General features: G+C 47.1%; 22 protein-coding genes. 9 read left to right on the forward strand and 13 right to left on the reverse strand.

The window, feature by feature from the left end; translation table 11 throughout:
• Window positions 1-15: 15 nt before the first annotated feature.
• The 5 genes from GA565_RS08220 to hflD all read right to left on the reverse strand — a co-directional run bounded on the left by GA565_RS08220 (window position 16) and on the right by hflD (window position 5,724).
• Window positions 16-1,137 (reverse strand): cupin domain-containing protein, encoded by a 1,122-nt coding sequence (locus GA565_RS08220; RefSeq protein ID WP_152198073.1) that lies wholly within the window; start codon window positions 1,135-1,137, stop codon window positions 16-18.
• A 140-nt stretch (window positions 1,138-1,277) separates the two neighbouring features.
• Window positions 1,278-2,732 carry a two-component system sensor histidine kinase PhoQ gene (phoQ, locus tag GA565_RS08225; protein WP_152198074.1) on the reverse strand — a complete coding sequence of 485 codons (1,455 nt, stop codon included), beginning with the start codon at window positions 2,730-2,732 and terminating at the stop codon, window positions 1,278-1,280.
• A gap of 21 nt (window positions 2,733-2,753) precedes the next feature.
• Window positions 2,754-3,428 (reverse strand): two-component system response regulator PhoP, encoded by a 675-nt coding sequence (gene phoP / locus GA565_RS08230; RefSeq protein WP_055778939.1) that lies wholly within the window; start codon window positions 3,426-3,428, stop codon window positions 2,754-2,756.
• Between the two features lie 226 nt (window positions 3,429-3,654).
• Window positions 3,655-5,025 carry an adenylosuccinate lyase gene (gene purB / locus GA565_RS08235; protein WP_152198075.1) on the reverse strand — a complete coding sequence of 457 codons (1,371 nt, stop codon included), beginning with the start codon at window positions 5,023-5,025 and terminating at the stop codon, window positions 3,655-3,657.
• A 72-nt stretch (window positions 5,026-5,097) separates the two neighbouring features.
• On the reverse strand, window positions 5,098-5,724 hold the full coding sequence (hflD, locus tag GA565_RS08240) for a high frequency lysogenization protein HflD (protein WP_152198076.1): 627 nt from the start codon (window positions 5,722-5,724) through the stop codon (window positions 5,098-5,100).
• Between the two features lie 247 nt (window positions 5,725-5,971).
• Here hflD and GA565_RS08245 point away from each other — a divergent pair, with 247 nt between their 5' ends.
• Window positions 5,972-6,403, forward strand: coding sequence for a lysozyme inhibitor LprI family protein (locus GA565_RS08245; RefSeq protein ID WP_152198077.1), 432 nt, complete (start codon window positions 5,972-5,974; stop codon window positions 6,401-6,403).
• Between the two features lie 64 nt (window positions 6,404-6,467).
• On the opposite strand, the gene mnmA is transcribed toward GA565_RS08245, so the two are convergent.
• From mnmA to rluE, 3 genes are all read right to left on the reverse strand, one after another.
• A complete protein-coding gene (gene mnmA, locus GA565_RS08250; RefSeq protein ID WP_152198078.1) occupies window positions 6,468-7,574 on the reverse strand; it encodes a tRNA 2-thiouridine(34) synthase MnmA in 1,107 nt (368 codons plus the stop codon).
• A gap of 170 nt (window positions 7,575-7,744) precedes the next feature.
• Complete coding sequence (locus tag GA565_RS08255) at window positions 7,745-8,185, reverse strand: NUDIX hydrolase (RefSeq protein ID WP_152198079.1); 441 nt, start codon at window positions 8,183-8,185, stop codon at window positions 7,745-7,747.
• The gene (gene rluE / locus GA565_RS08260) at window positions 8,178-8,804 is read right to left on the reverse strand and encodes a 23S rRNA pseudouridine(2457) synthase RluE (protein WP_152198080.1); all 627 of its coding nucleotides are present in this window, start codon (window positions 8,802-8,804) and stop codon (window positions 8,178-8,180) included. Before rluE ends, GA565_RS08255 begins: the two co-directional genes overlap by 8 nt.
• Before the next feature lie 132 nt (window positions 8,805-8,936).
• Between rluE and icd the strand changes: the two genes are divergently transcribed.
• The gene (gene icd / locus GA565_RS08265; RefSeq protein WP_084983473.1) at window positions 8,937-10,190 is read left to right on the forward strand and encodes an NADP-dependent isocitrate dehydrogenase; all 1,254 of its coding nucleotides are present in this window, start codon (window positions 8,937-8,939) and stop codon (window positions 10,188-10,190) included.
• A 123-nt stretch (window positions 10,191-10,313) separates the two neighbouring features.
• Here icd and GA565_RS08270 read toward each other — a convergent pair whose 3' ends face one another.
• The 4 genes from GA565_RS08270 to GA565_RS08285 form a co-directional block, all read right to left on the reverse strand.
• Window positions 10,314-11,438: a site-specific integrase gene (locus GA565_RS08270; protein ID WP_152198081.1), complete on the reverse strand. Its 1,125-nt coding sequence runs from the start codon at window positions 11,436-11,438 to the stop codon at window positions 10,314-10,316.
• Window positions 11,422-11,664 carry an excisionase gene (locus tag GA565_RS08275; protein ID WP_055778920.1) on the reverse strand — a complete coding sequence of 81 codons (243 nt, stop codon included), beginning with the start codon at window positions 11,662-11,664 and terminating at the stop codon, window positions 11,422-11,424. The genes GA565_RS08270 and GA565_RS08275 overlap by 17 nt, the downstream gene beginning before the upstream one ends.
• A gap of 88 nt (window positions 11,665-11,752) precedes the next feature.
• Complete coding sequence (locus tag GA565_RS08280) at window positions 11,753-12,046, reverse strand: hypothetical protein (protein ID WP_152198082.1); 294 nt, start codon at window positions 12,044-12,046, stop codon at window positions 11,753-11,755.
• A 329-nt stretch (window positions 12,047-12,375) separates the two neighbouring features.
• Window positions 12,376-12,828 carry a helix-turn-helix domain-containing protein gene (locus tag GA565_RS08285; protein WP_055778912.1) on the reverse strand — a complete coding sequence of 151 codons (453 nt, stop codon included), beginning with the start codon at window positions 12,826-12,828 and terminating at the stop codon, window positions 12,376-12,378.
• A 102-nt stretch (window positions 12,829-12,930) separates the two neighbouring features.
• Here GA565_RS08285 and GA565_RS08290 point away from each other — a divergent pair, with 102 nt between their 5' ends.
• From GA565_RS08290 to GA565_RS08305, 5 genes are all read left to right on the forward strand, one after another.
• Window positions 12,931-13,179: a helix-turn-helix transcriptional regulator gene (locus tag GA565_RS08290; RefSeq protein ID WP_152198083.1), complete on the forward strand. Its 249-nt coding sequence runs from the start codon at window positions 12,931-12,933 to the stop codon at window positions 13,177-13,179.
• A gap of 106 nt (window positions 13,180-13,285) precedes the next feature.
• Window positions 13,286-13,453 carry a hypothetical protein gene (locus GA565_RS24605; RefSeq protein ID WP_193311885.1) on the forward strand — a complete coding sequence of 56 codons (168 nt, stop codon included), beginning with the start codon at window positions 13,286-13,288 and terminating at the stop codon, window positions 13,451-13,453.
• Between the two features lie 46 nt (window positions 13,454-13,499).
• Window positions 13,500-14,534, forward strand: coding sequence for a DnaT-like ssDNA-binding domain-containing protein (locus GA565_RS24755; protein WP_226950925.1), 1,035 nt, complete (start codon window positions 13,500-13,502; stop codon window positions 14,532-14,534).
• The gene (locus GA565_RS08300; RefSeq protein WP_152198084.1) at window positions 14,518-14,973 is read left to right on the forward strand and encodes a replication protein P; all 456 of its coding nucleotides are present in this window, start codon (window positions 14,518-14,520) and stop codon (window positions 14,971-14,973) included. Before GA565_RS24755 ends, GA565_RS08300 begins: the two co-directional genes overlap by 17 nt.
• A 264-nt stretch (window positions 14,974-15,237) precedes the next feature.
• Window positions 15,238-15,894: a hypothetical protein gene (locus GA565_RS08305; RefSeq protein ID WP_152198085.1), complete on the forward strand. Its 657-nt coding sequence runs from the start codon at window positions 15,238-15,240 to the stop codon at window positions 15,892-15,894.
• A 33-nt stretch (window positions 15,895-15,927) separates the two neighbouring features.
• Here the strand turns inward: GA565_RS08305 and GA565_RS08310 are convergent, their stop codons facing one another.
• Entirely contained in the window at window positions 15,928-16,740 is an 813-nt protein-coding gene (locus tag GA565_RS08310; protein ID WP_152198086.1) for a hypothetical protein, read from the reverse strand.
• A 615-nt stretch (window positions 16,741-17,355) separates the two neighbouring features.
• On the opposite strand from GA565_RS08310, the gene GA565_RS08315 reads away from it, so the two are divergent.
• Window positions 17,356-17,550, forward strand: a complete 195-nt coding sequence (locus tag GA565_RS08315; RefSeq protein WP_055778897.1) for a hypothetical protein — start codon at window positions 17,356-17,358, stop codon at window positions 17,548-17,550.
• 238 nt (window positions 17,551-17,788) lie between these two features.
• Complete coding sequence (locus tag GA565_RS08320; protein ID WP_152198087.1) at window positions 17,789-18,148, forward strand: antiterminator Q family protein; 360 nt, start codon at window positions 17,789-17,791, stop codon at window positions 18,146-18,148.
• Window positions 18,149-18,213 lie beyond the last annotated feature (65 nt).

Below are 18,213 nucleotides of genomic sequence, written 5' to 3' on the forward strand. Positions count from 1 at the left end.
GAGGGTCTTCAAACATTACTCGTCAAAGTACCAGTAACCGCTATTCACTAGTGCGCAGAGCAGTGCAAGGAAGGAAGGGTCTTCCAGCGCGTCGCCGAGCATAGCCTGGGTTACGCTCAGATTACGGCTTAAGGCATCCGCAGCCGCAGTATGCTCGGTGACGATTGGCTCGCCGTTCACATAGCAGCGATCGCCGACTTTCAGGACGCGAAGTCCACCCAAACGTTGCAGTGCCTCGCCTGATTCGAGAAACTCGTAAACTTCGCCTGGCTGATAAGGCGGCTCCGGTGGCGCAACGTCAAGCTCGTGGCGCGACTGTGAAATAAACTCGCCAAACCAGCTGTTGAAGTGTTCCGGGCTGGCCACCAGGTCGGTCATCATATTACGCAGTCCGTCGAGCTCGTGCTGTTGAACCTCGGCAGGATGTTCGCGCCTGACCAATTCAGGATCGCTGTAGCGTTTGCTGCCCAGCTCGCGTGATAACACATAGTCAGCGAATCCACTGACCATTTCACGTGAACTTGGTGCGCGGAACCCAACCGAATAGTTAATGGCGTTTTCCAGCGAATAGCCTTCGTGCGGGAATCCAGGCGGAATATAGATAATGTCACCGGGTTCCATCTCTTCATCGATGATGGCATCGAAAGGTTCAACCTGCAGCAAGTCGGGGTGCGGAGAGTGCTGTTTCATCGCAATCTTCTCGCCCACGCGCCAGCGACGACGGCCGGTACCTTGAATGATGAAGACGTCATATTGGTCGAGGTGTGGTCCCACGCCACCGCCCGGCACTGAGAAGGAGACCATCAGGTCATCCATTCGCCAATCGGGGATTTGACGGAAAGGGCACATCAGGCGTGCTGAAGGCTCATGCCAATGGTCTACGGCCTGAACCAGAATGGACCAATTTGTTTCGCCAAGGTGATCGTAGCTTTCAAAGGGACCGTGGCTTACCTGCCAGCGGCCTTTTTCGTGGCTGACAAGACGGCTGTCTACTTCGCTTTCCATTGCCAGCCCCGCCAGCTCATCCGGGGAAAGGGGATCGATAAAATTTTTAAAGCCACGTTTAAGCAGGACCGGACGTTTCTGCCAATAACGCGCGAGAAAGTCGTCCCAGTCTAAATCAAGTTGATAATCCATTTGTCTTTTCCACGGATTGCTGATGTCTGACAAGGATTATAACGGAACATCACCGTGCTGGCTTAGGCAATCGCCAGCAATTTTTCACAATAGCGCTAATTCTTCGAGACGTATTCCAGAGTGGGCAAAGTGCGCTTCTTTTAGGCTTGGTCGCTGTCATACTGCTGGCCAAAGGAGATACGCATGCTGGCACCGCCAAGCTCGCTGTCGCCAATCAGAATTTTGCCGCTATATTGTTCAATGATTTCGCTGGCAAGCGAAAGGCCAAGGCCCTGACCCGGACGGAGGGTATCGGCTCGTTGGCCGCGTTTGAAAATAAGCTCACGTTGATGCTCGGCGATCCCTGGACCGTCGTCCTCGACCAGAATCACTAATTCGTTTTCTGTATGAATAGCGCTGATTTCCACAAACTCGAGGCAATATTTGCAGGCATTATCGATGACGTTGCCCAGCACTTCCATAAAGTCGTTTTTCTCACCGATGAAGGTAATTTCGGGCGAGATGTCCAGCGTCAGTACCACGCCTTTGCGCTGATAAACTTTATTCAAGGCGGAACAAAGGCTGTCGAGAAGGGCGGGCACGGAGTGGATCTCACGGACCAGAATCAGGTGCTCGGACCTCAGTGTGGCGCGATGCAGATAATAACCAATCTGCTGAGAAATGCGGCTTATCTGTTCCAGCATAATCGGCTCAGCTTTTTCGATGCTCATTTCTTTGCCGTTACGCAGGGATCGAAGTGTAGTTTGCAGGACCGCCAGCGGCGTTTTAAGACTGTGAGTCAAATCGGCAAGCGTCGTGCGGTAGCGATCGTAACGGCCACGTTCACTGCTGAGAAGAATATTCAGGTTACGTACCAGGCCGCGCAGCTCAAGCGGCGTCTGCTCATCAAGCAAATCACGCTCTTTGGTCTCAAGCTCGGCAACCTGAATAATCAGCGACTTGATAGGTCGCAGGCTCCAGTAGGCAACCAGCCACAGCAGCGGCACCACCAGCAGCAGGTTTGCCAGCAGCACATAGCTGAACCATTGCCACACTAAATCGGAGTGCTGTAACTCCTGTGGAATACTGTCGACCACGACAATGTTCAGCGCAGGCAAGCGTGAGGTTGCAGGATAGGTATTTACCGCTACCGAGTGGGTCATGGCGGTAGCGTTGGTCTGGTCATAGGATTTTAGTCGGTCTTGCGCCTGCGGGTTATTGCCCACCACTTCACTGGAGGTGAGGGTGTCGGTATCAAGGTCGTAGAAACCAGCTTTGTTGAGCCAGGACTTGCTGATTTGCGCTTCCAGATCCGGTACGCGGCGCTGAGCCCACAGCAGCTTGCCGTTGCTATCATAGATAAATACCAACGTTGGAAAGTTGATATCCAGGTCGGGTGGCACGTTGATCGTTAATTTATCGTCGTGCCACTGCGCCAGGCTGAAAAACAGATTACTTTCGCCCCGCAGCAAACGATAGGCTGTTTTATCGAAGCTGACCAGATACCCGACCACGGCCACCAGGCCGTAGGCGAGAGAAAGCGCCAGCACGACTGCGGCGGTAGCCATCATGTAGCGCGAGCGGAGCGAGAAGGGATTCTTGTTTTTCGGGATCACTGTTTTATGGCCGAATAAGTTTTAGGCACGAATATCAAAGCGGTAGCCTTGACCACGAACAGTTGTAATGACTTCAACCGGATGCTCCACCTGCAGTTTTTTGCGCAGTCTGCCCATCAGCACGTCAACGGTGTGGCTTTCACGCAACTCCGCATCGGGATAAAGCTGAAGCATCAGGCTGTCTTTACTTACTACTTTTCCGGCGTTACGGATCAGCGTTTCAATAATAGTGTATTCAAAAGCGGTCAGTTTTACCGGTTGCTCATTTACTGTCAATTCGCGGCGTGACAGGTCAATGGTAAACGGCGGTAGGGCAATAATCTGCGAAGCGAGTCCGCTGTTGCGACGCATAAGTGCCTGCATGCGGGCGATGACTTCTTCAAGATGGAAAGGCTTAGTGACATAGTCATCAGCACCGGCTTCAAGCACGGCGACTTTATCCTGCCAACTTTCGCGGGCAGTCAGAACCAGAATAGGCAGTTTGACCTGATGATTACGCCAGCGCTGAATCATGCTCAACCCGTCTTCGCCCGGCAGTCCGAGGTCGACGATAGCAATATCAGGCGCGTGCTCCTGCAAAAAATAGTCAGCTTCCTTGGCATCTTCCGCCGAGTCAACCTGATTGCCCATTTCGCGCAGTTGCACTGAAAGGTGATGGCGTAATAACGCATTATCTTCAACGACTAAAATTCGCATAACTTTCTCCGGTTTCGGCTTGGCTCATTATCATCGTCAGAAGATAAACCTGATATCAACCATAAGATGGAAAATATAAACGAAATATAAACGAGAAAAGAAAGGCACGCCTGGTTATTTTTTCATACTGTGAGTATTTCGGCATTACGTGGCCGTTACGATAATAAAAAAGGGGAGAAAACCGACGTTTTCTCCCCTTTGAATCAGGACTGAAATTTACGAGAAATTACTTCAGTTCGTCAACCATCGTGGCAGCACGACCAATATAATTGGCCGGCGTCATGGCCTTCAGGCGCACTTTCTCTTCTTCCGGCAGTTCGAGGCTGTCGATGAACACTTTCATGCCTTCTGCGTCAACACGTTTGCCGCGTGTCAGCTCTTTTAACTTCTCGTAAGGCTTCTCGATGCCGTAGCGACGCATGACTGTCTGGATAGGTTCAGCCAGCACTTCCCAGTTGCGATCGAGTTCGCCCACCAGATTGGCTTCGTTGACTTCCAACTTGCTGATGCCTTTTTGGGTTGCCTGATAGGCAATCAGCGCATAGCCCAGGCCGACACCGAGATTACGCAGCACGGTCGAATCGGTCAGGTCACGCTGCCAGCGCGAAACAGGCAGTTTGCTTGCCAGGTGGCCGAGCACGGCGTTTGAAAGACCCAAGTTGCCTTCGGAGTTTTCAAAGTCAATCGGGTTAACTTTATGCGGCATGGTTGAAGAACCAATCTCACCGGCAATGGTTTTTTGTTTGAAGTGGTTAAGCGCAATGTAACCCCAAATGTCTCTGTCGAAGTCGATCAGAATGGTGTTAAAGCGCGCCACGCAGTCAAACAGTTCGGCGATATAGTCGTGCGGCTCGATTTGCGTAGTATACGGGTTCCAGTTAATGCCCAGTGACGTCACAAATTCTTCGCTGAACTGGTGCCAGTTCACTTCAGGGTAGGCAACGATGTGGGCATTATAGTTGCCTACTGCACCGTTGATTTTACCCAGAATTTCGATCTGTTGCAGCTGTTTGACCTGACGGTCCATACGGTAGGCCACGTTGGCAAACTCTTTACCTACGGTAGAGGGCGTTGCTGGCTGGCCGTGCGTGCGGGAAAGCAGTGGAATGTCGCGATACTGGTGCGCCAGTGCTTTGATAGAATCGATAATTTTCAACCAGTAAGGCAATACGACGTCTTGACGCGCGGTTTGCAGCATCAGCGCGTGCGACAGGTTGTTAATGTCTTCTGAAGTACAGGCAAAGTGGATAAACTCAGAAACAGCATGCAGCGCGTGAATATTGGCCACTTTTTCTTTCAGGAAATATTCCACAGCCTTAACGTCATGGTTAGTGGTTTTTTCGATATCTTTTATACGCTGAGCGTCTTTTTCATCGAAATTGGCCACTAACTGGTCAAGGAAAGCGTTTGCGTCGGCATCAAAAGCAGGGACTTCTTTAATTTCTGCGCAGGTGGCCAGTTTTTGCAGCCAACGTACTTCAACCTGCACGCGAAACTTCAGCAGGCCAAACTCGCTGAAAATTGTGCGCAGCGCGCTGACTTTGTCACCGTAGCGTCCATCAACGGGGGAAACGGCTGTCAGTGAGGATAATTCCATCGGTAGCAACTCCAGAGCTTATTAACAGTAGAATTTCATACCTGCGCGGTGCAGGTATGGTAAATCAGATTTTCAGCAACGGGCGAGAATAGCTTTTGCCTGTTCGAACAATCGGTTACGAGAAAACATTAGCTGCAGGCGACCACCGCCTACTTGCTGCCACAGTACTGCTGCGCGGATACCCGCGAGAAGCAAGGCACGAACTTTAGCCTGAATCTGGGTGTTCTGCAAAATCGCCGGCGAACCCACAACCTGAATTCGCGGACCGGCCGGGCTAACGATATCGACATAAATCGAGGCCAGAGAGCTGATAACCTGCTCAGATTCAAGGTCGAAGTGAGCCAGTTGACGATCAAGCTGATCGATACGCAGACTCAATTGATCCATTGATGATTTCTTGGCATGAAGTTTACGCTCCAGCACCATCAGGCTCAACGTATAGCGCGTAAGTTCAGCGCCCAAACCCTGCCGATTCGCGTTAAGCACGCCCAGCAACGTTTCGAGACCCATTTTGAGATTAGCTTCATTATTACCGTATACCGCAAGCGTAGACGCCGGATTCATTTCGAGCAGGCTGCGCAGGGAAACAGTCATCTCTTCTTTGGCGCAAGTACCTTCGTGGGCAAGCTGTTGAACTAAACGCGCAGACTGGCACATTCCAGCCAATGCCAGCGTAATGTCATAATAATTTTTGGCCACGGTTACTCCTGTAAGCGCTGTTCGACAGCAAGGTTCTGCGACTTTTGCGGATGTCCAACTAATGGCGACAGATCATGCCATAAAATGACGGCTAAACACAGAGCCGAAAAGCAGGGAATCTCCCTCATCAACCGATAAGATAGGGGTTATAGCCTAAACTTTGCTTTAGTCATGAGACTTCGCCTAGATTTGTTGATTAAATAAGCGCAGAAGCCACTTTCAATATTTATCAAAAAAGGAAGAGTAGATGAAGACGTTAGCGTGGTATGCCGTGTGTTCAATGATTTCTTTGACAGCATTTAGCGCTGTTGCCGAGATGCCGGGTAAGTCGATAGATCAACGAACACAGAGCTGCTCTAAAAATGCGGTAACAACGATAGATTCAGAAACCTGCCTGCAAAATGGCTATGCGGAGTGGGACAAAGAGCTCAACGTGCAATATCAGGCGCTGCTTAAAGGGCAATCCGCTGAGGCAAAAAAAGCCATTGTTCAGTCCCAGCGCGATTGGCTGACGTACCAAAAATCCTATTTTGCCGCATTGGACAGTTTTTATCGTCAACAGCAGGGGACTATTTGGGGCATAGTCGATGCGCAGGCCAAGCTGGATTTTATCCGCGCAAAAGCGATTGAGTTAAATACCTGGCAGGGAAGTACGGATGTGAGCGGAGGGCAGGGATAAGCGGTAACGAGAGATAAAGTACAGGACATCATTGCTGCCCTGTACTTTAAGATATCTTTAACCGTTAAACTAACGGAATGCGCTGTTCAATAACGCCGCCGCCAAGGCAAATTTCACCCCGATAAAACACGGCAGACTGGCCTGGTGTTACAGCAGCAACGGGCGATTCGAAGCGAACTTCGATGCGATTGTCGTTTAAAGGTGTAATCACGCAGGGAATATCTTCCTGGCGATAGCGTGTTTTGACAACGCAATGCAGAGGAGCTGTTATTGGCTGTCGATCGACCCAGTCAAGTTGCTGAGCAATCAGACCAACCGACATCAGGCGTGGATGTTCATGACCCTGCGCAACATACAAAATGTTGTTGGCAACATCTTTATCCACCACGTACCAAGGATCTTCACCGCCGTCTTTTTGACCGCCAATGCCCAGACCCTTGCGCTGACCCAGCGTGTGATACATCAAGCCCTGATGCTGGCCCATGTCCTGGCCGTCAACGCTCTTGATTGGGCCAGGCTGCGCGGGCAGGTAGCGTCCAAGAAAATCGCGGAATTTGCGCTCACCGATGAAGCAGATACCCGTCGAATCTTTTTTCTTGGCGGTAACTAACTCTTGCTCTTCGGCAATACGGCGCACTTCTGGCTTCTCAAGCTCGCCCACTGGGAACAGACTTTTGGCAATCTGGTCGCTTCCCAAGGTATAAAGGAAGTAGCTCTGGTCTTTATTGCCGTCGAGGCCGCGTAAAAGCTGGCTCTTGCCATGGCTGTCCTGGCGGCGCACGTAGTGTCCGGTTGCAATATAATCCGCGCCCAGGTCTTCCGCTGCGAACTCAAGGAATGCTTTAAATTTTATCTCTTTGTTGCACAGAATGTCGGGATTAGGCGTGCGTCCGGCCTTGTATTCCTGCAGAAAATGCTCGAATACGTTGTCCCAATACTCTGCGGCAAAATTAATGGTGTGCAGCTTGATACCCAGCTTGTCGCTTACCGCTTGCGCATCGGCAAGGTCAGTTGCGGCCGAGCAGTACTCTTCATCGTCGTCCTCTTCCCAATTCTTCATAAAGAGTCCCTCGACCTGATACCCCTGTTGTTGCAGCAGGTAAGCAGATACTGAGGAGTCGACACCGCCGGACATTCCGACGATCACTTTTTTCTGGCTGTTGTCAGACATAGCAGTTCCAAAACATAGAATCATAACCCGTTAAACGCCGTCCACACGAGGATGAAGGCCGCGCGCCGACTGCATTTCGTTCGGGGGCATAAAAAATAGCAGGCAAAATTTTATCACGTTGTACGTAGGGCTGCACAGGTGAATGGTGCTACGCCGCAGACGGTGATGGCTTATACATTATAATTGCCGAGAACTTCCAACGGGTAACGTGCGGTCTGTTGATACAGGCGAATACTCTCGGCAACGAGCGGCGAGCGAAGATGATGGGAGCTAAATATTTCTTCGGCGCTCAGCCACCGGCAGCCGGAAATGTCGCTGTCCTGCGGGGTTGTAGCCACAATTTCGGGTAAATCAATCACGAAACAAAAACGCAGGAATGAGGTCTGATCTGGCGCCTGCCATTGATGCAAACCCATGAAAAATTGCGGGGCTGCGTCTATGCCGGTTTCTTCAAATAGTTCGCGACGCGCGGCGGCAATCAACGTTTCATTCGCTTCAAGGTGACCGGCCGGCTGATTTAGCGTTAGCCTGCCGTGAATAATTTCGTCAACCAGCAAAAACTTGCCTTCGGCCTGAACCACGCAGGCGACGGTGACATTCGGTTTAAACATGCGTTATCTCCTTCCATTCACCCGGCGCCAAATCACCCAGTGTCAGCTCACCCATGCTGTAGCGAATAAGCCGTAACGTAGGATAGCCGATATGCGCGGTCATGCGTCGCACCTGACGGTTTTTACCTTCATATAGGGTGATTTTTAGCCAGCTGGTAGGAATGCTTTTGCGCTCACGAATTGGCGGAACGCGTTCCCAAAGCCACGCGGGCTGGTCTACGACCTCAATACCAGCGGGCAATGTTTTCCCATCTTTAAGCGGCAACCCGCGGCTAAAGGCCATCAGTGCAGCTTCGTCGGGCACGCCCTCGACCTGTGCAAAATATATTTTGGCCGTGCGTTTGCCGGGTTGAGTCAATTTTGCCTGCAGTTGCCCGTCATTGGTCAGCACCAAAAGACCTTCGCTGTCTCTATCGAGTCGACCCGCGGCATACACATTTTCGACTGAAATATAGTCCTTCAGCGTGGCGCGTCCAGCTTCGTCAGTAAACTGTGGCAGCACGTCAAAAGGCTTGTTGAAAAGAAGGACTTTTCGTTCCTCTTTTAACAAAATTTTATCCTTATGTGGCTTGGTGCTGAAACGTTTAATGCTGTGATTTTTAACAAAGAATTTATTCATAGTCGTTGTGATGGCGAATTATTGGCGCATTATACTTGAAAATTGTTTGCGATTGGCGTCGGGAAAATATTCAAGTAGTATTGACCCGCATCCTACAAATATTTAACAAATAATGCGCTGAAGGAGAGGTTAATGGAAAGCAAAGTAGTTGTTCCGGCTAAAGGTACCAAGATTACCGTTGATGCCAAGGGTAAACTGGTTGTTCCTAATAATCCTATCATCCCTTTTATTGAGGGAGACGGTATCGGTGTTGATGTTACTCCGGCAATGCTCAAAGTTGTCGATGCAGCTGTTCAGAAGGCTTACAACGGTGAGCGCAAAATTTCCTGGATGGAAATCTACACCGGTGAGAAATCTGTAGAGCTGTACGGCCAAGACGTCTGGTTACCGCAGGAAACGCTGGATCTGATCCGCGATTACCGCGTTGCCATCAAAGGCCCGCTCACTACGCCGGTCGGCGGCGGCATTCGTTCCCTGAACGTAGCCCTGCGCCAACAGTTAGACCTGTATATCTGTCTGCGTCCGGTTCGTTATTACACCGGCACGCCAAGCCCGGTTAAGCGCCCTGAAGATATCGACATGGTTATCTTCCGCGAAAACTCCGAAGATATCTATGCCGGTATCGAGTGGAAAGCCGGTTCTGCTGAAGCGGACAAAGTGATCAAATTTCTGCAAGACGAAATGGGCGTCAACAAAATCCGTTTCCCACAGGACTGCGGCATTGGCGTGAAACCTTGCTCTGAAGAGGGCACCAAGCGTTTAGTACGTGCGGCTATTGAATACACTATCACTAACGATCGTGATTCACTGACGCTGGTACACAAAGGCAACATCATGAAATTCACCGAAGGTGCGTTCAAAGATTGGGGTTACCAGCTGGCTCGTGAAGAGTTCGGCGGTGAACTGATTGACGGCGGTCCTTGGGTCAAAATTAAGAACCCAAACAACGGCAAAGATATCATCATTAAAGACGTTATCGCCGATGCATTCCTGCAGCAAATCCTGCTGCGCCCTGCAGAATATGATGTTATCGCTTGTATGAACCTCAACGGCGACTACATTTCCGACGCCCTCGCGGCACAGGTTGGCGGTATTGGTATTGCTCCCGGTGCCAACATTGGTTCCGAATGCGCGCTGTTTGAAGCGACCCACGGTACCGCACCAAAATATGCCGGTCAGGATAAGGTGAACCCAGGTTCAGTGATCCTCTCTGCAGAAATGATGCTGCGTCATATGGAATGGTTCGAAGCGGCCGATCTGATTGTGAAGGGAATGGAAGCGGCGATTGCCAAGAAAACCGTGACTTACGATTTCGAACGTCTGATGGACGGCGCTAAGCTGTTGAAATGTTCAGAGTTTGGCGATGCGATGATCGCGAATATGTAATGTCGGGAAACCGAGATGCACGAGACGGGAGCCGAAAGGGTCCCGTTTTTTTTAGGACAACATGATCCTTCTGCAAAACTCCTGCAAAACCCTTCTGCAAAACTGTACAATAAACAACCTATCCTATACTGCGAGAACCACCCATCCTTTCCCTCTATCGTCATTATATTTATCTGTCATGTCCTGATTTTTATGCCCTAGCAGCTTCTGAGTATCGACTCCCTGAGCGCGATAGAGTCTCTCGGATAATGAACGTTGTTCATGGAATGTCGGTGGGGTGCCTTCGGTCCATTTGAGGCCGCTCCTATCCCTGGCTCGGGAGAAGGCCATAGTAATAGAACTACTCGATACAGGCCCACCTCGTTTAGCTAGGCCTGTGGTGTGGTGGATATGGAGAATATGAGGACTGATGATCCTGTCGCGGCAACGGCTTATTACTTCTTTGAGGGTCATGCTCAATTCATCGCATCGAAGAGCGACCGGAATAGCCAGTTTCATACCCGTCTTCTCCTGTATTATATGGAGATGGTCATCCCAAACATCTGAAAATTTCATTCTGGCAATATCCCCGAGACGTTGTCCGGTCACAATGGCAAGAAGCATGGAGTTTTGAACGTATCTTTGACTTGTTTCGGCTGCTGCAAAAACTGTTCTCCATTCTTCTAAATTGAAACGTTCGCGCTGGACTTTATTATTTGGTTGTTTGGTCGCCAAGGCAGGGTTATATCCCGGCTTCACTTCACCGGCATGTTGCGCCTCTTTGTATACATCAATTAAAACCATCCTGACGACCTGAGCCATTCTTCTCTGACCCTTTTTCTTATAATTCTCAATAAGTCTGGCAATATCTTTTGCCCCAATTGATTGCAGTTCCATAAGGCCGCACTCGCGTCGGAATAATTCTATTGGGGTGATTTTTTGTTTAAACGTGTTGAGTTTTATTTCGCCATCTTTCAGTCTGTCTTCTTGGATTTTGATATAACGATCCAGCCAGGTTGTTACTGTTATTGATAGCCCAAAGTTTTCACTGACACGTTCTTTAATTTTGAAAAGCTGATTTGTTTGTTGCTCGGCAAATCTCCCATTTGCTTCAATCGCAATGGCTTTTGCCTCTTCCTTGTCATCACCTAATCCATGAAACTTGCCGGTAATGGGATGTTTATATCGCCAATAGACTTTATTTGTTCTGGCATCGGTTGAGCAAAAAAGACCCTGAACAGTAACGTTATATTTACGGGGTCGTGCCATCTTCCAGGATCCTCATTAATCGTGGACTGTCATTTTTTTTAATAACTGGCTTATCTGACATACCAATAAATCTGGCTGTTTTATCAACACGCCAGCATCGTCCTGCTTTGAAAGGTGGAGGGAATATCATGCCATTTTGAGCATATTTAAGCAGGGTAGGCATGCTAGGAATGGGTATGGTGAACTCATCAACGGCCCACTCATCTAAAGTTTGTGTTCTTGCCATATCATTCTCACCCCTTTGTTATTGAGTGTATTTTCTGCTCATCGTCCATGCGTACTAAGCGTGTCTTGCCAGCACCGTTCGCAGCTAATTAATGGTTTACGTCACTCATGAAAGCCATTAAAGCCAAAAGCATTACGTTTGTTTTTATTGCACTGGGGTACAGTACGATTTTACTCTGATCGATGCCGGTAAAGTTTTCTAATACCGCTGAAATTGCCTCATTTGCGCAGCTAAAGTCACCTAAGGTCGAGCCGTTAGGTAAAACTATTGCTTGTGATTTTCCCTGACTTTCAGTTTTAACCATATATCCTATTAGCGTTTTATCCAGTTTTAACTTAACGATATTGTCATGAAGGTTTATTATATTTAATGTAGGGGTCACGTTGGCCATTCCTCTATTTTGAACTCTATTTTGAGTGAATTAACTTATTCCGTTAAATTAAAATTATCTCCAAAGTTAAAATTATTATTTACTTTCGGCGTTTTTCGCCGCTTATCGGATGCAGTCTTTCCCGCTGTCAGAACTAAAACCCTCGAAAGCGCTGTGCCGTTCGATGAGCCTAATATTAGTGATGCGAATTATTAAAATCAAGCGTAATAGTAATAATAATATGCGTAATGATGATTTATCGATGATTTTAAAGGCGATTTAGTCACAAAAAAACCGCCTCAAGAGGGCGGTAAATTGCTAAGAAGGGAATTTAGTGAGGATTATTGCTTTCTGGCAGCGAGTAATTCTTCAAAAAGTCGATCGTAATTTTCTGTTTTGGTTTTCAGCTCTTTGAGGTGCTGCTCTTTTTCACTTTCAGGTAAACGATTGAAAATCTCAATAAGTTCAGCTTGCTGGGGCTTTAGCAGACGCCATCCGACACTATCAACTTGCTCTGTAGAAGGCGAAGAGCTACGGATATAGTTCATCAAATCAGTCAGACTGGGATCAATCTCTTCTGGTTTTACCTGGAGAAGAACCGCAAATTTGAGGACCGCATCTGTATTTAAAGGAATTTTTCCTCTCAGATACTGACTTACCGTTGCCTGCGTACTAAACCCGAGCGCATCTGCCGCCTTTTCTTGAGTAAGGCGCAATTCAACTTTCTTTTTGTTCCAAATAGCGTGCAGACGAGCCGCATTATCAGGAAGTTTATCTGGGATATTTTCGTTCATGAGTCCATTTTATTGGTAACGCTAATAAACGACAAAGCGTAATACGCTTGACTATAAATATTCGCAACACTAATATTTAGGCGACCAAACAAAGGAGTTGTCATGAAGCTTAAAGAATATCTAAGAGTTAACAAAATCCCTCAGCACAAGTTTGCTCTCACCGTTGGACGTTCACAAGGATATATAAGCCAAGTTTTATCTGGACGATACATTCTGCGTGGCAAGGTTGCTCGTCAGTGGTCAGAGGCCACGGCTTTTCAGGTTACCCCGCATGATCTTAATGCGGAAGATTACCCAAACCTTACGGACGGGATCCCTCCCGATCGGCTGTCAAACGTCACTGCTGCCTAAGTTTCGATAAATGGAAACCAAACACCATCACCTTCTTGAATCGGCCAAAGTCGTGAAGAGACAGGCCAAACTGTGCGCACATATCCAATAGCGTGAGGTATGACCAATGAAAAGACTTCGATGCATCGGCGGTAAATTTTGTTACGGCAGTATGCCGATCAACAAGACATCAATGCGCGCCGTTATTCGCAAAATAGCCAAACGTCGCATCAACCAGCAGTTGGCGCGACAGGTGAAGGCTTTCCACATCATTTCAAATAATCAGGGCTGGTAATCATGGCAGCACCTCTCCCTATGCGGCTGGATTAACAGGAGTATTTATGCGTGATTTTGCGAAGATATCACCCACATTTTGGATGGGAAGCACTCAGAAAAAAATCAGGGAATTGGGTTCCGAGGCTTTAGTGGTGTCTCTCTATCTCATGACTTGCCCGCACTCCAACATGATCGGGCTTTATTATCTGCCGATTATCTATCTGGCCCATGAAACTGGTCTGGGCGTTGAAGGGGCTAAGGAGGGGCTTGCAAGAGCTGAAAGTGTCGGTTTCTGCCGTTATGACCCTGAATCTGAGATGGTGTGGATCCCAGGTATGGCGCATAGCCAAATTGGCAGGTGCTTAAAGGCCACGGATAAGCAGTGCAAAGGTGTTCAAAATACCTATGACTTATTGCCTGACAACCCCTATCTATCGGACTTTTTCCTGATGTATCGGGATGATTATCATCTACACAACCGGCGATATTTTACCTGCGAAAATCCCAAGGCACCTGGAGGGGCTTCTGAGGGGCTTGCAAGCAAGGAGAACGAGAAGGAGCAGGAGAAAGAGAATAAAACCCCACACAGCGCGCGAGAAGAATTTTTGCCGGCTTCGTTAGATGTTCAAATTGCGGATAATTTTTTGAACGAGTCATCCCCAATGACTATCGAGATCGGCGATCCCGCAGACTTTCCCATGACCGGTAACTGGTTACCCCAGAAGGATTTTTTGCACCGAGTATCTGGCTATGTAGCCGATGAGTTACTGAATTTTGTGATGTTCTGGCAGGCCGGTGGCAAAGTTTTTAATCAGGCACAGTGGGAGCAGAAGTTCGAACGCAGCATCATGAATTATCGTAAGCAGTCGACCAGAAATTTACGACAAAAAACAGGAGGTTTATATGCAAAAGCAACCGCAGGATGCGCATTTGTCAGCAATGCTGTCCGACAGGTCAGGGCCGCACGAAACGCCGAACGTATCCGACAGGGCTTGGTTGTTCTGGGAGACTATGGCGACGATTTATGCCAATCGCTGGTTGGCAAAAAATGGGGCAGCACCCACATCGCTCTGGATAGCCAAGGTGTCGCAGTGTTCTGACGATCAATTGGCGTTCTCGACCAAGCGCTGCATGGACCGCTGTTCGGCTGGAGAGCATTGGCCGCCAGATTTGGCAGAATTTAGCGCTATCGCCGGTGAGTACTCCGTCAACCCGCTAGGGCTGGGCGTGGAGGAGGTGATGACTGAATATTGGCGCTACATCAAACACTACTGGAAATACGACACCGCTGAAGATTTTCCCTGGGCTCATCCTGTCTATTATCAAGTCTGCACACTAATGCGACGGGAAGGGGCCAAACGCCATTTATCACAGGCAGAACTCACCATACTGGCGAAGCGGCAGCTTGATAAATGGGTTAAGCACGTTGAAAAGGGTTTTTCTATACCGCCGGTTCGCACCATATTAAATGCGCCTGTACGACCCGTTGGCTCAACACCGGCGCAGCAGCTCGCAGCCGGTCAACGCTATGTGAAGTGAGAAGGGCGGACCAGCTTCTTTCCAAACTAAGTGGGTTATAAAATACACCGTTCCTATCCTCTTATGAGATAAGTTCGCTCGCGGTCATCGGCAAAGTACGGCGCAATGCTGAGCTGAATTTGTGCTAACGCTGATTCTGATATTTTAAGGGCTAGACTTATAAAGGTTAAACATTTTTAAAAACATTGATTTTAAATTATTAATTAAGATATTAGTATCTTGCTATAGTAATTTGTAAGTAAACCGTAAAGATAGAGAGGAATAATGAAGTATAAATCTGTGAAGTCTGTGTGCTTGGCAGCCTTTCTTATGGCCAGCCATAATGCTTTTGCTGAAGAAAGTGCCCTTCAAGAAGGCGGCAAACCTTTAAGTGTAGTTACCAGCGATGGTAAAGAAAGAACCATAAGTGATTGTAAGCAATTTACCTTTTTAAGATTGAATGATTTGAAAATATCAAAAATAAACGGGTTATCTGATCCGGACTGGATAGATGCTAAAAACTCCCTTACAGGTTGTTACATAGATTGGTACGTCAAGGAAAACAAACTAACTTTAGATAACACTGCCAAAACTCCAAACATCAAAGATGTGCTCTCACACTTTCCAGCAAGCGAGGCTTACTTTGTAAACAAAGATGAGCAGGCTAAAATTAAAAAAAATAGCTCCGGTAAGTCAATTCTCGAATATACACCTTCTCTAAAAATTAATGATAGGAAAATGATTTCTGATAAAGAAGGGGTAAGCTATAGTGTATGGTGGTTTGCAAGTTATAAAAATGAAAATGGCGATTTGGTCAGTTTTATAACCATTGGTTCTGGAGTAACTCAAGGTACTCAATCTATTTTGAAAAGTTACATAATAAAATCAACCCAAGGTAAAATCTGGGACGTCAAAGAATTAGATGAGAACTCACCAATTTGAAAATCAAGCCCCCATCTAATGGGGGCCATAATATTAACCCTTAGCGGCAGAAAGTAGCTGGTTTTTAGTAGCATCATTTCGTGCATCTTGAATTCCAGTTCTGTGAGATTCAGCTGCTGCAGTATTCCAATCTCGACGGTTTATGGCTGCATTGAAATTCGGAAACTCATTTTTTAAATTTGTAAGACCAAGGTTATAAATCATATCATGCAAAGCAACTTTGGCGTCTGCTGGGAAGTCACCATAGCCAGAGTACAAGCTCTCCAGTGCTGATTGATCGCTAATGGTACGAGTTATTAGTGACTGACCAATTTGATCATCATTAAGAACAATGCTGCTTGCGGCCCAAGCTGATCTTTTATTCTTAATAGTTGGATCATTGAAGACATCTTTCACATGTTGATATGCTGCTGCGACCTGATCATCACTCGCTGAAGTATAAGATATTTCGTCATCTCCATGTGCGTGGAAAGTATTCCTTTTACCGAATTTCATTTTTTTTGCATCATCTACATTAGACAGAAGAGTGCCAATACCCACGGTTACGTTGCCTTTAGTATCCGCATACATATTATGTACGAGCCCTTCCCACTTAATCGTGTTATCTACAATGCGTGCAAGTTCGTCAGAACCAATTCCTGCATTTGATGCTGCTTTATTGTAATTATTTAAATTTAAATATCCACCATGTGTTGTTCCTGGTTGTGCTGTGGCTGTGTTATTACCAGTACTTCCTGCTTTGTAGGAAGTACTTCCAAATTGACTTGGATCATAGTTAGTAATATCACCATAAGGTGTCTGACTCACACCCCAGCCATCACCTTGATTATCGTTAATACCACTCATTCTCATTTCCTTTTTAAAATTTAATTGAAGCTGATTAGTACACAGTAGAGATGCTGTGTTTATATACAGTAATTGTGGGGTGATTTATTTGCAAGGTTTATTTAGATTTTTATAACTAACTAAAATTAGCTTGCTGGTATTCAGTGTTAGACCGTTTCAAAACGTGATGCTTACATAAGAAGCAAGCATGAAGGTTTTATGATTAATTCATTGATTTTATTATTAAATGAGTGAATTTTTTAACGAGAGGTTGAGAGGGTTTCTCTTAGCGGGAAAAATTGTTGTTACTCAGTCACGGGCCAATGTGGTGTCTGGAGAATTGATGTTATAGAAAAGTTTACATTTGAGTGAAAATCAATCGCAAGAGAGTGGTTATACATAGTCAATAATTTGCGATATCTTTTTCACATTTTTTAATAGTCACAAGCTGTAATTTCTCGATTTTCATTTATCGATATGTTGTAAGACGACATATACATATGTAGGAGTGGTTAAACTAAATCTATTAATTATATGCATTTGTATTTGATTTATTTTTGGCTAATTGTTGAACATGTGCGGGCAGGGATGCAACAAGGGATTGCACGTTAAAACAAGTTGAAACAAGGGGTTGGGATGAAAGGTTATATACCTATCAAAGGAGTGAAATTTGCTTTGCCTGAAAACGGGCGGGTACTGGTTTTTATTGAAAATGGGAAAATGTCGAGCGCAGAATTATTACGCCCCGACCAGCATGTCGCAAGTCTGGCTGTATTGCTCGAACTAGCAGGTCAGGCCGGATATCGTGTCACAAAGCCTGAATTAGATTAACGACAAAACTAAGTGAGGCGTTATAGTGTCGTTGTCAGCCTGAACAACTGATAACCCTTGAAACCGCTGTGTCTCCTTCAAAAATTGAGGTGAGAATGACACAGCTATCTACGAACAAAACAGCCCCTGTAGTATCGATGCCCGCTAATTGTAATGCTTGGGTATTAGCGTGCCTGACAATTGCTTCCTTCGAATATACCAAACAGTATGCTGGCGAACAGCTGCTGGCGGTGCTGCTATGACTCGCTTAATAGATGAGGGAAGGGATATACATACCCTTTTGGAACTTTGGGGAGCTTGGGCAGCCAGTGATAACAGCGGGCTGGATTTCTCCAACGTTGCGGCCGGATTTAGAGGTCTGCTGCCGTCGACGTCAAAGACTCGGATGCAGTGTAATGACGATGAAGGGATTTTGATCGACGGCTGCGTGGCGCGTTTAAAACAGCACAGGCCAAAGGAGTATGAGTTGGTGGTGCTGCACTTTGTCTATGGGGTGTCGTTGAGAGCAATAGCTAAAAGGCGGAAGTGTTCTGATGGGACGGTTAGGAAGGATATGGGGATGGCTGAGGGGTTTATTGAAGGTAGAATTTTGTCGTAACTATTGTACTTCGCCACTAGCCATTAATAGCAGCGAAGTTTCAAATTTATTTATTGTAATATTTA

The sequence above is a fragment of the Rouxiella sp. S1S-2 genome, assembly GCF_009208105.1.
Classification (GTDB): Bacteria; Pseudomonadota; Gammaproteobacteria; order Enterobacterales; family Enterobacteriaceae; genus Rouxiella.